This is a genomic window from Micromonospora sp. NPDC050200 (assembly GCF_040656135.1).
GTDB lineage: Bacteria > Actinomycetota > Actinomycetes > Mycobacteriales > Micromonosporaceae > Micromonospora.
The window spans coordinates 83688-96018 of the sequence record NZ_JBFALG010000027.1 but is presented as its reverse complement, the minus strand read 5'-3'; the positions used below and the strand labels follow the sequence as shown (position 1 = coordinate 96018).

Genomic DNA, 12331 nt, shown 5'->3' with positions numbered 1-12331 from the left:
GCCAGGATCAAACTCTCCAACAAAAACCTGTTGAAAACATGTCCTGACAACAAAAGTGTTGCCAAAGGAATCCCAACCAACCAGACCCACCAAAAGCAGGCCCGACCAGTCCGGGGTATAAATCAATTTGGCACTGGCTTATCAAGCACCCTGTTGAGTTCTCAAAGAACAACCACACACCGCCCGGAAACCCTCACACGAGGACCCCCGACCCGGGGCATTTCAATCGTCCGCGTCCGCCGCTCTCGCGCCGGGCACTTTTACTACGCTACCCGGTGATATCCGCCGTGTCAAACCGCTCTGTCGCGATCCACACCACTTCCACCACAATTCCGGACACCACAATTCGACCGGCTTCCGCCGCTGTCCTCGTGGCTTCCGACAGGCCGGCCGCTGCGGTCTCCCGCACGCTCGCCCGGTGCCCTGCCGGCGATGAACCATACCCGGTCGGCTCCGCCTCACCAAATCGACCCCCAGGTCGATTCGGGGCACCGCCCGGTCCCCGGCTCCGAAGGGGTGAACCCTCGACCCGGGAAGCTCATTCCCGCGCTCCGGCCTTGCAGGTCTTTCGCCTGTTTCGCCCGTTCCGCGCTGACAGAGAGAAAGCTACGCGCCCGGCGAGTTGATCGTCAACTCGGCCGGGCGCGTCCCGCGTCACACCATCAAGCGGCGGCTATCCGCGCAGCTCAACCCCCGCGAAGGAGCGCTTGCCGCGACGCAGCACCAGGTACCGCCCGTGCAGCAGGTCCTCCGGCGCGACGACCCCGTCCACCTCGGTCACCCGGGTGTTGTTGACGTAGGCGCCACCCTCGGCGATCACCCGCCTCGCCTCCTTGAGGCTCGGCACCAGGCCGGAGTCGCGCAGCAGCCCGGCCACGTCGGGCAGTTCGGTCAGGTGGACCAGACCGGCCTCGGTCAGCGCGGCCCGCAGCGTCTCCGGCGTCAGGTCGTCGAGCGATCCCCGGCCGAAGAGCGCCTGGCTCGCCGCCACCGCCTGGGCCATCTCCCGCTCACCGTGCACCAGGGTGGTCAGTTCCTCCGCGAGGGCCCGCTGGGCCGACCGGGCGGCCGGCCGCTCGGCGGTCTCCTTCTCCAGCGCCTCGATCTCCTCGCGGGAGCGGAAGCTGAAGTAGCGTAGGTAGCGGGTGACGTCCCGGTCGTGGGCGTTGACCCAGAACTGGTAGAAGGCGTACGGGGTGGTCATCTCGGGGTCGAGCCAGACCGCCCCACCCTCGGTCTTGCCGAACTTCGTCCCGTCGGACCGGGTCACCAGCGGGGTAGTGAAGGCCTGCACCGGGCCGGCGCCCCGGCGCCGGACGTAGTCGACGCCGGCGGTGATGTTGCCCCACTGGTCGGAGCCGCCGTACTGGAGCTGGCAGCCGTGCCGGCGGTGCAGCTCGAGGAAGTCGTTGGCCTGGAGCAGCTGGTAGCTGAACTCGGTGAAGCTGATGCCGGTCTCCAGCCGCGCCCTGACCACCTCCCGGGCGAGCATCTTGTTCACCGGGAAGTGCTTGCCGACGTCGCGCAGGAACTCGACCACCGACATCTCGCCGGTCCAGTCCAGGTTGTTGACCAGTTGCGCCGCGTTCTCCCCGGTGTACGACACGAAGGGCGAGAGCTGGTCGCGGATGCGCTGGACCCAGCCGGCGACCACCTCCGGCGGATTGATCGTCCGCTCGGCGCTCTCCTTCGGATCGCCGATCTGCCCGGTCGCCCCGCCCACCAGCAGCAGCGGGCGGTGGCCGGCGAGCTGGAACCGGCGGGCGGTGACGACCTGCATGAGGTGGCCGACGTGCAGGCTGGGCGCGGTCGGATCGAAGCCCACATAGAAGGTGGCCGTCTCGCCGTCGAGCAGCTCGCGCAGCTCGTCGAGGCCGGTCGAGTCCTGGATCAGGCCCCGCCACCGCAGGTCTTCGGTCAGGGAGTCCCGCCCGTGCGGGAGGTTGCTGTCGGTCACGGTCACCGATTCTCCCCCATGGCGGGCCCCGGGCCGTACCGGGTTTGGCCTCCCGGCCGGTTGACTAGGCTGGCGGCTCCACGAGACGAGGAGGAACGTCGTGGAGATGCCGGACCTGACGGGCGGCCTGGTCGCCCTGCTCGGGCTGAAGTTGGACGAGGTCGGCCCGGACCGGGTGGTCATCCGCTGGGAGGTCCGCCCCGAGCTGCACCAACCGTTCGGCATCCAGCACGGCGGCGTGTACTGCGCGGTGGTGGAGACCGCAGCGAGCGTGGGCGGGTCGATCTGGCTCGGCGGGCGCGGGACGGTGGTCGGCGTGTCCAACCAGACGGACTTCCTGCGCGCGGTCCGCGACGGCGAGCTGACCGCGGTCGGCACCCCGGTGCACCGTGGACGCAGCCAGCAGTTGTGGCAGGTGGAGATCACCGACGGGGAGGGGCGGCTGGTCTCGCGCGGCCAGGTCCGGTTGCAGAACCTCACCGCCGGCTGACCGACGACCCGCCGCCGGCACCCTGCGGACCGGTGACGGGTACGCCCCGCCCGCCACGTCCGGCTCGTCGGGTTCGGCGAGGCCGCGTCGGCGGCCCGCGTCGGCGGCGTGACCGTCGCGCGACGAGCGACCGGCCCGATGACAGCGACGCTGCGTTCCGGCGACGACGGGAGCTGCCCGATTTGCCGGGAAAGAAGGCCCTCGCGCGGCTATCGTCGGGTTCGATGACACCGGCCGACGCTCACCCGACGTGAAGAAGCTGCTGGCCGTCACGCTCGGCGTGCTGTCAGCCATCGGGGGCTTCGTCGACATCGGCGATCTGGTGGCGGCGAGCCAGGCCGGCGCCCGCTTCGGGATGGGGCACGCCTGGGTGCTGCTGGTCGGGGTGCTCGGCATCTGCGCGTACGCGGAGATGGCCGGCCGGATCGCGGCGGTGAGCGGCCGGGCGGTGTTCGACCTGGTCCGGGAGCGGTTGGGGCCGCGGGTCGCGCTGCTCAACCTGGTCGCCTCCTACCTGGTCACGGTGCTGACCCTGGCCGCCGAGCTGGGCGGCGTGGCGCTCGCCCTGCAGCTGGCCTCGCGGGTGAGCTACCTGCTGTGGGCGCCGGTGGCCGCGTTCGCGGTCTGGCTGGTGCTGTGGCGGATGCGTTTCCAGGTGATGGAGCGGGTCTTCGGGCTGGCCGGGATGGCCCTGGTGGTGTTCGCGGTGGCCCTGCTCTGGCTGCCTACCGACTGGTCCGCGCTGGCCCGGGGCGCGCTGCAACCGGGGGCGGCCGGGCAGGGCTGGGGGACGTACTGGTTCGTGGCGGTGGCGCTGTTCGCCTCCACGGTCAGCCCGTACGAGGTGTTCTTCTTCTCCTCCGGCGGGGTGGAGGAGAACTGGAGCGCCACCGACCTGGCCAACGCCCGGTCGAACGTGCTGATCGGCTTCCCCGTGGGCGGGTTCCTCGCCCTGTCGCTGGTGGCCACCGCCGCGGTGGTCTTCCACCCGACGGGGATGTCGCTGTCGACGCTCGACCAGGTGGCCGTGCCGGTGGTCATCGCGTTCGGCGGGGTGGGGCTGGCGATCGCCGCGCTGGCGTTCTTCGCGGTCACCTTCGGGGCCGCGCTGGAGACCGGGCTGTCGGCGGCGTACACGGCGGCCCAGTACTTCGGCTGGCAGTGGGGCAAGCGGGTCAGCCCCCGGGATGCGGCCCGCTTTCACAGCGTGCTGCTGGTCAGCGTGCTGCTCGGGATGCTGCTGCTGTTCACCACGATCGACCCGGTGCAGCTGACCGAGTACATGCTGGTGCTCAGCGCGGTGGTGCTGCCGCTGACGTACCTGCCGATCCTGATCGTGGCCAACGACCGGACGTACCTGGGCGACCGGGTCAACGGACGGCTGCTCAACCTGTTCGGGGCGGTGTTCCTGGTGGTGATCGTGGCGGCGTCGGTGGCCGCGATCCCGCTGGCCATCGCGACGGGGCTGGGCCGATGAGGCTCCAGCTCGGCCGGCAACTGCTCGACCGGCAGATCGTCGACTCCGACGGCCTGCTGGTCGGCAAGGTCGACGACGTGGAGTTCGGCATCGACGCCGACGGCCTCCCGTACGTGGCGTTCCTGCTCACCGGCCAGGCGGCGCTCGCCCAGCGGATCGACGGGCGGATCGGCCGGCTCCTGGTGGCGGTCGCCAACCGACTCACCGACGAGCCGCCCGTGCGACCGCAGCGCATCCCGTTCACCCAGGTCGCGCGGATCGACAGCGCGGTACGGCTGCGGACCCGCGGGGACGAGCTGCCCCGGCCGCCCGTGGAGGCCTGGCTGCGCCGGCACCTGATCGACCGGATCCCGGGAGCCCACCGTGCGAGCGGGTGAGCTGCTCGGCCGCGTCGCGTACGACCTGCACGGCCGGCGGCTCGGCCGGGTGGTGGACGTGGTGGTGCGCGGCAGCTTCCCGGACGGCCCGCTGCGGCTGACCGACGTGATCGTCACCCGGCACTGGTGGAGCCGGTTGGTCGGGCGGCTGATCGGGGCGGAGCGGCACCCGTCCGGGCCGTGGCCGATCCGGGCGGTGTCCCGGGCGCTGAGCCGCGGCACCCGGCAGCTCCCCGCCGACCAGGTGCAGCTCCTCCCGCCGGTGCCCGGCTTCCCGTTCGGCGACCCGGAGCCCTGAGTCCGGCCGGCCGGGCCGGCGCGCGCGGCGGCGGCGCCCACGCTGGTCGGGCAGCGGCTCGGCAAGGCCGGTGCAGGCTTGCCAGTGCCCCGAGCGGGCTCGGGAGTGCCCCGCCTACGCTCGGACGGGGGCCGGCAGGTCGAGCGCGTACGAGCCGCCCTCGGGGCGGAAGCCGAGCCGGTGGTAGTAGGGGGAGACCATGCCGGGCGGGCTGACCACCCGGCGGAAGCCGCGGTCGGTGAACAGGCTGCTGCGGCGGTAGACGAACTCCCCCGGGGTGAAGTCGCGGAACCGCTGGGTGACGTAGTCCAGGTCGATCTGGGCCACCCCGTCGGCCTCGGCGTGCGACAGCACCACGCCGACCACCTCGTCGGCGCGGACCACCAGGAACGCCGACCGTTCGGCGGCGGGCGCCGGCCACCGGAAGTCGGGGTTGAACCGGGCGATGTCGGCGGCGTGCACCCGCAGCGTGTGCGCCAGGAACTGGTCGCCGACGCCCACCTCGACGACCTGGTACGTCTGCTCGTCGTGCCGGGTGGCCAGCATCCTCCGCAGGTACCAGACGTTGATCACGGCGAGCACGACGTTCAGGCCGACCATCGGCCAGACCTGCACCGCGGCGTTGTAGCCGATCAGGATCAGACAGCCGACCAGGTTGAGCGCGCGCAGCCGCAGGATGCGCGTCTGCAGCAGGGACCAGACCAGCAGCGCGGAGCCGGCCCAGCCGACGAGTTCCAGCCAGTTCACCCCGCGAGACTAGTGGCCGCGCTGGTCAGCCGCCTCGGCGGGTAACTCCAGCACCCACTCCCCCACCTCGGCGCCGCGGCCGTCGGCGTACCCGGAGTCCTCGCCGATCACGACGAAGCCGCACTTGCGCAGCACGGCGAGGGAGGCGCGGTTGTCCTTGGCGGTGCGGGCGTTCACCGGCCGCCGTGGCAGCTCGCGCAGCAGCGCGGTGAGCGCGGCGGTGGCGTGGCCCCGGCCCCAGCGGCGCGGGTCGATCCAGTAGCTGACCTCGGTGCACTCCTCCACCGGGAAGGCGACCACGTGCCCGACCACCTCGCCGCCCACGGTGACAGTGCGGATGACGATCCGCGGGTCGGCGCGGATCCGCTGCCAGTGCGCGTCGAACGCCACCCGGTCGGCCGGGTCCTCCGGCCCGAAGGCGGCCATCCAGTTGGCCTCCGGATCCTGCTGGTGGGCGAAGAAGTCGGGCAGGTCGTCGTCGCGCACCGGGCGCAGCTGGAGGTCGACGGTCACGGCCCGCAGGATACGCACCCGCACCGACACGCCGGGACCTCTGGCCGATGATCGAAGTGCCGCGGGCGGCGCTGACCGCCGGGGAGATCGCCGCCGAGGCGCACTTCTTCTCCTTCGGCACCAACGACCTGACCCAGACCGCCTGGGCGTTCTCCCGCGACGACGTGGAGGGCTCGTTCTTCGGCGCGTACCTGGAGCGGGGGATCTTCACGGTCTCGCCGTTCGAGAGCATCGACGCCAAGGGCGTCGGGCGGCTGGTCCGGCTGGCCGTGGCCGAGGGACGGGCCACCCGACCCGAGCTGACCGTCGGGGTCTGCGGCGAGCACGGCGGCGACCCCGACTCGGTGGCCTTCTTCGCCGACGCCGGCCTGGACTACGTCTCCTGCTCGCCGTACCGGGTGCCGATCGCCCGGCTGGCCGCCGGGCGGGCCGCCGTCGACCCCGCCACCGGCACGTCCGACTCCCGTTAGGAGGCCCTCCGATGACCGCGATCCTCAATCCGACCGGCCCCGCCCCGCTGAGCCCGCCACCGCGGCGGGCGCCGGAGCCGGCGGCGGCGCCCGCGCCGGGCGTACCCGTGGGACCGGTGCTGGAACTGCCCGGCACGCCGCCGGCGGCGGCGCTGGTGCCGGTGACCCGCGACGGCCGGACGGTCGGGGCGTTCGTCCTGGCCGGCGGGCGGGTCCGCTACCGGTCGCTGCCCGACCCCGACCAGGTGCTCGCCGCGGCGGCCGGTGTGGTCGCCGTCGCGCTGCTCACCGCCGCGGTGGTGGCGGCCAGCCGGCGCCGGCCCCCGGCGATCGGCGCGGTGGCCATGGGTCCCGGCGGCTGGCTCAGCCTGCGCGGCACGCCCGCCCCGGCGCTGCGCCCGGCGCCCGGCCGCCCGTGGTGGGCGCGGGTGCTGCGGGCCCACCGCCTGGTCGCCGAACGCTGACCCACGCCACCGCCCCCGCCCACCGCCCCACGGGCACGACCCGCAGTAGCCACTCTTTCCGTGAAGGTGCGTGGATCTTGAAGCTTCCCGCTCGCGGACACCGCACCGCCCGCCCCGGACCTGCTGTCCCGGGTACGCGGCCAGTTCGCCGAGCGGGGGCTGACCGTGCACTGACGGCGCCGCCGTCCGGCGGCCGGCCGGTCAGACCCGGTGGGCGACAGTCGTTCACCCGGCCGGTGGACCTGTGGCCGGCCACGGCTCGGCGCGGGCCGCCGCCCCGCAGGATCGGCGCATGCGGGCGATACGTGAGCGTCGAGGTCGACCGGCCGTCGCCGGTCCGCGAGTTGTGGCCGCGGCGGCCACCGGCGCCCTGGCCGTCGGCGCCCGGGTGATCGGCGCCGCGGCGACCGGTTCGCTGGCCGTGTCCGCCCTCGCCGGTGGGGCGACCGCGCTGGGCGTGCTGGCGGTCGGCCGGCTGGCGGTTCGCCGGGCGGTGATCCGGGAGCTGCGCATCGGCCGGCTGGAGGTGGACGAGCTGGTCGTGCACCGGCGCGCCGACCCGGCGCGGGACGGCGACGGATAGCGGACGGTGTCCCGCTCGCCGCGCGTACCCTGATCGGTGGACGGCGCGGCCACGGGTGAGGCCGTCCGGCGACCGTGGGGGCGGGCGGATCAGCTCGCCGACGACGTCGGATAGCCGTACAAGTCCAGCAGTCGCACCCGGGACGCCTGGAGCCGGTCCACCACCACGCTCATGAACCGGGTGGTCAGCTGCCGGCCGACCGCGTCGTCGGTCTCCATCAACTGGCGCACTCCCTCGGCGGTGAACTCGACGGTGGTGGTGCGCCGGACGGCGACCGCGCCAAACTGCCAGCGGTACGGCGGGAAGAGCCAGGACCAGCCGAGCACCCCGCCCGGGCCGATCGTCTCGATGCCCACGTCGCCCCGCCCCGGCACCGGGAAGTCCAGCGCCACCTCGCCGCCCCGGACCAGCCAGAACCGCTCCGCCGGCTGGCCGGCGCGGAACACCCGGTGGCCGGGATGCCAGACCACCGGCCGGGCGTACCCGGTCAGCGGGGGCAACCACTCCTGCGGCAGCCCGGTCAGGAACGGGTGCTCACGCAGCATGTCCAGCGGGGTCATGGCCTGGTCCTATTCACCTCGGGCGGGGCCCGGCGAACCGCCGGGCCCCGGTTGTCGGCTCAGCGCTTCCCACCGTGCTCCACGGTGACCGGAATCTCCTGGGCGGTCGGCTCTGTCCCGCCGACCGTCGCGGAGATCTGGAGGATGCCGTCGGCGTACCGGGCGGCGATGGTCTCCGGCTTGGCGCCCGCCGGCAGCGGGATCAGGCGGGAGAAGGATCCGTAGTGGAACTCGGAGCGGACCTTGTCCGCGTGGCCCTCCCGGCGCACCACGTCCAGCCGCAGGTGCTCGCCGGTGCGGGTGATCCGGACGTCCTTGGCCGGGTCGATCCCCGGCAGTTCGGCGCGGACCACGTACCGGTCTCCGTCGAGGTAGTCCTCGACCCGGATCGTCGGCGCCAGCAGCGGGAACCAGGAGAGATTCGTCCAGTCGAACGGCGCGAGCGCGCCGCCCCGGAACTTCGTGACGGTGGACATCGTCGACCTCCTTGTCGCTTGTCCTGACCCTCATCCCACTCCGCGCCGGCCGGTGGCGTCAGGGCCGATGGTCCCGGGCCCGGCGGGCGCAACGCCTCTGCCCCACGCGAGCGCACGGCGGGACGGTGGCAGGGGACGGCGTGCCCCGACGCGCCGCGCGAGGCGGGGAGGCAGCGGTGACGACGACCGGCGAACGGGGCGGGACACGGGAGGGCACCCGCGAACGGGGCGCCCCGGTCGGGCTCCGGGCAGCCGAGGCCGCCGACCAGCTCCGCGTCGACGGTCCCAACACGGTCGCGCCGCCGCCCCGTCGGCACCTGGCGGTACGCGTCCTGCACCAGCTCACCGACCCGCTGGTGGCGCTGCTGCTCGCCGCGGCCGTGGTCACCACCGTGCTAGGCGACTATCCGGACACCGCGGTGATCGTGCTGGTCGTGCTGGTCAACACCGCCATCGGCGTGGTGCAGGAGGTCCGCGCGGACCAGGCGATCGCCGCGCTGGACCAGCTCGCCGCGCCCACCGCCCGGGTGGTCCGGGACGGCCGCGACCTGCTGGTGCCGGCCGCCGAGGTCGTCCGGGGAGATCTGGTCCGGGTCGAGGCCGGTGACGTCGTCCCGGCCGACCTGCTGCTCACCGAGGCGAGCCGGCTGCACCTGGACGAGTCCGCGCTGACCGGCGAGGCGGTGCCGGTCGGGCGCGCTGCCGGCGGGGAGGCGCTGGCCGGGACGGTGGTCACCACCGGCCGGGGCGCCGGCGCCGTGGTCCGGACGGGCCAGGCCAGCGCGCTGGGCCGGATCAGCGCCCTGGTGGCCGGCACCCGGCCCGCCGCCACCCCGTTGCAGCGCCGGCTGGCCGGACTGGGCCGGCTGCTCGGGCTGGTCGCGGTGGTGCTGTCCGCGCTCGTCTTCGTGCTGGGCGCGGTCGGCGGCCGGCCGGTGGCGGACATGGCGATCACGGCGGTGAGCCTGGTGGTGGCGGCGGTGCCCGAGTCGCTGCCGGCGGTGGTGACCCTGGCGCTGGCGCTGGGCGCCCGCCGGATGGCCGGGGCGCACGCCATCCCGCGCCGGCTGCACGCCGTGGAGACGCTCGGCTCGGTGACCGTGATCGCGTCCGACAAGACCGGCACGCTCACCGAGGGACGGATGGCGGTGCAGCAGGCGGTGACCGCCGACGGGGCGCGCTACGCGGTCACCGGCAGCGGGTATGCCCCGTACGGCCACGTGCACCGGGGCGGCTCGGCGGTGGCCGTACCGGAGGAGCTGCGCCGGCTGGCGCGGGCCGGGCTGCTGTGCAGCGACGCCGCGCTGTCGACGCCGGACGACGAGCGCCCCGACTGGGGCGCGGTGGGTGACCCGCTGGAGGCGGCGCTGGTCGCCTTCGCCGGCCGCTGTGGTCTCGATCCGGAGGCCACCCGCGCCGCCTGGCCCCGGGTCGCGGAGCACCCCTTCGACCAGGCCACCCGCCGCATGGTCACCGTGCACCGCACATGCGACCAGCGGTACCTGGTGGTGTGCAAGGGGGCCCCGGAGAGCATCCTGGCCGCGCCGCTGGTCGACGCCTCCGACGCTGAGGTGGCCGAACTGACCGCCACCGCCCACCGACTGGCCGGCGAGGGGCTGCGGGTGCTCGCCGTCGCGACCGCCCTGGTGGACGCGGCGCCCGACCCGGCCGCGCCGGCCGGGCTGCGCCCGGTGGGGCTCGTCGCCGTCGGCGACCCGCTGCGCGCGGGCGCCCCGGAGATCGCCGACAGCTTCGACGCCGCCGGGGTACGGCTGCTGCTGGTCACCGGCGACCATCCGGCCACCGCCGCCGCGATCGGCGGTCAGCTCGGTCTCTGGCGCGACGGCGACCCCCTCGTCCGCGGTGACCACGACGATCCCGCCGCGGCGCACCCGCAGGCGCGGGTGTTCGCCCGGACCCAGCCGGAGCAGAAGCTCGACATCATCGCCGGCCTCCAGTCGCGGGGACACGTGGTGGCGATGACCGGCGACGGGGTCAACGACGCCCCGGCGCTGCGCCGCGCCGACATCGGGGTGGCGATGGGCGGCGGCACCGAGGTCGCCCGGCAGGCCGCCGACCTGGTGCTGGTCGACGACGACCTGTCCACCGTGGCCGCCGCGATCGGCGAGGGCCGCCGGATCTACGACAACATCCGCCGGTTCCTGCGCTACGCCCTGTCCGGCGGCGTGGCGGAGATCGCGGTGATGCTGCTCGGCCCGCTGTTCGGGCTGGCCGTACCGCTGCTGCCGGCGCAGATCCTCTGGGTCAACCTGCTCACCCACGGCGTGCCGGGGGTGGCGCTCGGCGCGGAACCGGCGGAGCCGGGCACGCTGCGCCGCGCGCCCCGGTCCCCGCAGGAGTCGGTGCTCGGCGGTGGGCTCGGCCGGGACGTTCTGGTCACCGGCGCGCTGATCGCCGCCGTGGTGCTCGGCGCCGGCGTGGTCGCCGCGGACCAGGAGCTGCCCTGGCAGTCGGTGGTGTTCGTGGTGCTGGGGCTGGCCCAGCTCGGGGTGGCGCTGGCGGTCCGGGCGCCCCGGCCGGCGGGTGCCCGCCGGGCCAACCCGGGCCTGCTGGTCGCGGTCGCCGGGTCGGCGCTGCTACAGGTCGGCGGGGTGCTGCTCGACCCGCTGCGCGAACTGCTCGGCACCGACCCGCTCGGGCCGGGTGTCCTGCTGGGCTGCGCGGCGGTCGGCGCGCTGCCCGGGCTCGCCCTGCGGCTGGCCCGCCGCCGCCCCGGCGGCACGCAGACCCTGCCCACACCCCGGCGTCCGGTCGACGCGCCGGGCGTCGCCGGCCGGCACGACGAGCCGGTCGGCTGACCGGCGACGACCTCGGCGACGGCCCACCAGGCGGCCCACCGTCGAGGTCGCCGGGCCGGGCACGGGACGGGACCAACGCCCCGGGGCCCGGGCCGACCGCCCCTGTCCGGGTAGCCGGCGGCGGACAAGAGTTGGAGACGAACGAAGGAGGACGTGATGACCATCAGATCCGGTGCTCCCGTGGTGGTGGGTGTGGACGGTTCGCAGCCGGCCCTGGACGCGGTGCGGGTCGCCGCCCGGGAGGCCGCGGCGCGGCACCGTCCGCTGCGGGTGGTGCACGCGTTCATCTGGCCGCTGTTCGGTACGCCGCTGGGCCCGGTGCCCGCCGCCCCGCCCGACGCGGGCCTGCGTCACGAGGCCGAACGGTTCGTCGCCGACGCGGTGACCGAGGCCGGCAAGATCGCACCCGAGGTCGCCGTCACCGGCGAGGTCGTCGACGGCGCGGCCACCCCGGTGCTGCTGCGCGAGTCCCGGGACGCGGTGCTGGTGGTGCTCGGCCACCGCGGGCTCGGCGGCTTCGCCGGGCTGCTGGTCGGGTCGGTGGCCGTGCAGGTCTCCGCCCGCGCCGGCTGTGCGGTGCTGGTGGTCAAGGGCGAGGCCCGGGCGGACGGCCCGGTGCTGGTCGGCGTCGACGGCTCGGCCCTGTCCACCGAGGCGCTGGGGTTCGCCTTCGAGGAGGCCGCGCTGCGGGACACCGGACTGGTGGCGCTGCACGCCTGGCTCACCCCGACCCCGGTCGGTCCCGGCGACATGCTCCCGCTGGTCTACGACGTCGACGCGCTCGCCGCCGAGGAGCAGCGGGTGCTGGCCGAGTCGCTGGCCGGCTGGTCGCAGCGGTACCCACAGGTGCCGGTGCGGCACCGGGTGGCGCACGGCGCGCCGGCCCGGGTGCTGGTGGCGGAGTCCGCCGCGGCGCAACTGACCGTGGTCGGCGCGCACGGCCGCGGTGCCTTCACCGGGATGCTGCTCGGCTCGGTGAGCCACGCGGTGCTGCACCACTCGCACGGTCCGCTGGCGATCGTCCGGCACCGCCGCGAGGCCGAAAGGTCCTGACCGCCGCCGTCCGCGCCGGCCCCGGCCCCCCCCCCCCCCGCCGGTCC

At 74.6% G+C, this 12331-nt stretch carries 13 protein-coding genes and 1 pseudogene; 9 read left to right on the top strand and 5 right to left on the bottom strand.

The window, feature by feature from the left end; genetic code table 11:
- Positions 1–673: 673 nt before the first annotated feature.
- The gene (gene tyrS / locus AB0I41_RS19355; protein WP_357109123.1) at positions 674–1957 is read right to left on the bottom strand and encodes a tyrosine--tRNA ligase; all 1284 of its coding nucleotides are present in this window, start codon (positions 1955–1957) and stop codon (positions 674–676) included.
- Positions 1958–2063: 106 nt separating this feature from the next.
- Here tyrS and AB0I41_RS19350 point away from each other — a divergent pair, with 106 nt between their 5' ends.
- The 4 genes from AB0I41_RS19350 (at position 2064) to AB0I41_RS19335 (ending at position 4599) form a co-directional block, all read left to right on the top strand.
- The gene (locus AB0I41_RS19350; protein ID WP_172894699.1) at positions 2064–2447 is read left to right on the top strand and encodes a PaaI family thioesterase; all 384 of its coding nucleotides are present in this window, start codon (positions 2064–2066) and stop codon (positions 2445–2447) included.
- Positions 2448–2697: 250 nt separating this feature from the next.
- Entirely contained in the window at positions 2698–3924 is a 1227-nt protein-coding gene (locus tag AB0I41_RS19345) for a divalent metal cation transporter (protein ID WP_357109113.1), read from the top strand.
- Positions 3921–4301, top strand: coding sequence for a hypothetical protein (locus AB0I41_RS19340; protein WP_357109110.1), 381 nt, complete (start codon positions 3921–3923; stop codon positions 4299–4301). The genes AB0I41_RS19345 and AB0I41_RS19340 overlap by 4 nt, the downstream gene beginning before the upstream one ends.
- Complete coding sequence (locus AB0I41_RS19335) at positions 4288–4599, top strand: PRC-barrel domain containing protein (protein ID WP_357109107.1); 312 nt, start codon at positions 4288–4290, stop codon at positions 4597–4599. Before AB0I41_RS19340 ends, AB0I41_RS19335 begins: the two co-directional genes overlap by 14 nt.
- A 114-nt stretch (positions 4600–4713) precedes the next feature.
- Here the strand turns inward: AB0I41_RS19335 and AB0I41_RS19330 are convergent, their stop codons facing one another.
- Positions 4714–5346 carry a hypothetical protein gene (locus AB0I41_RS19330; RefSeq protein WP_357109104.1) on the bottom strand — a complete coding sequence of 211 codons (633 nt, stop codon included), beginning with the start codon at positions 5344–5346 and terminating at the stop codon, positions 4714–4716.
- Between the two features lie 9 nt (positions 5347–5355).
- Complete coding sequence (locus tag AB0I41_RS19325; protein WP_357109101.1) at positions 5356–5859, bottom strand: GNAT family N-acetyltransferase; 504 nt, start codon at positions 5857–5859, stop codon at positions 5356–5358.
- A 47-nt stretch (positions 5860–5906) separates the two neighbouring features.
- On the opposite strand from AB0I41_RS19325, the pseudogene AB0I41_RS19320 reads away from it, so the two are divergent.
- The 3 genes and pseudogenes from AB0I41_RS19320 to AB0I41_RS19310 form a co-directional block, all read left to right on the top strand.
- Positions 5907–6329: pseudogene (locus AB0I41_RS19320) on the top strand (putative PEP-binding protein); the annotation flags it as partial.
- Positions 6330–6340: 11 nt separating this feature from the next.
- Positions 6341–6793, top strand: a complete 453-nt coding sequence (locus tag AB0I41_RS19315) for a hypothetical protein (protein WP_357109098.1) — start codon at positions 6341–6343, stop codon at positions 6791–6793.
- Between the two features lie 292 nt (positions 6794–7085).
- Positions 7086–7376 (top strand): hypothetical protein, encoded by a 291-nt coding sequence (locus tag AB0I41_RS19310; RefSeq protein ID WP_357109095.1) that lies wholly within the window; start codon positions 7086–7088, stop codon positions 7374–7376.
- Positions 7377–7465: 89 nt separating this feature from the next.
- On the opposite strand, the gene AB0I41_RS19305 is transcribed toward AB0I41_RS19310, so the two are convergent.
- On the bottom strand, positions 7466–7936 hold the full coding sequence (locus AB0I41_RS19305) for a cyclic nucleotide-binding domain-containing protein (RefSeq protein WP_357109092.1): 471 nt from the start codon (positions 7934–7936) through the stop codon (positions 7466–7468).
- A 59-nt stretch (positions 7937–7995) separates the two neighbouring features.
- Positions 7996–8412: an Hsp20/alpha crystallin family protein gene (locus AB0I41_RS19300; RefSeq protein ID WP_357109090.1), complete on the bottom strand. Its 417-nt coding sequence runs from the start codon at positions 8410–8412 to the stop codon at positions 7996–7998.
- Positions 8413–8588: 176 nt separating this feature from the next.
- Between AB0I41_RS19300 and AB0I41_RS19295 the strand changes: the two genes are divergently transcribed.
- Together AB0I41_RS19295 and AB0I41_RS19290 are read left to right on the top strand one after the other, a co-directional pair.
- A complete protein-coding gene (locus tag AB0I41_RS19295) occupies positions 8589–11231 on the top strand; it encodes a cation-transporting P-type ATPase (RefSeq protein WP_357109087.1) in 2643 nt (880 codons plus the stop codon).
- 156 nt (positions 11232–11387) lie between these two features.
- Positions 11388–12284, top strand: a complete 897-nt coding sequence (locus tag AB0I41_RS19290) for a universal stress protein (protein WP_357109085.1) — start codon at positions 11388–11390, stop codon at positions 12282–12284.
- The last annotated feature ends 47 nt before the right edge of the window (positions 12285–12331 follow it).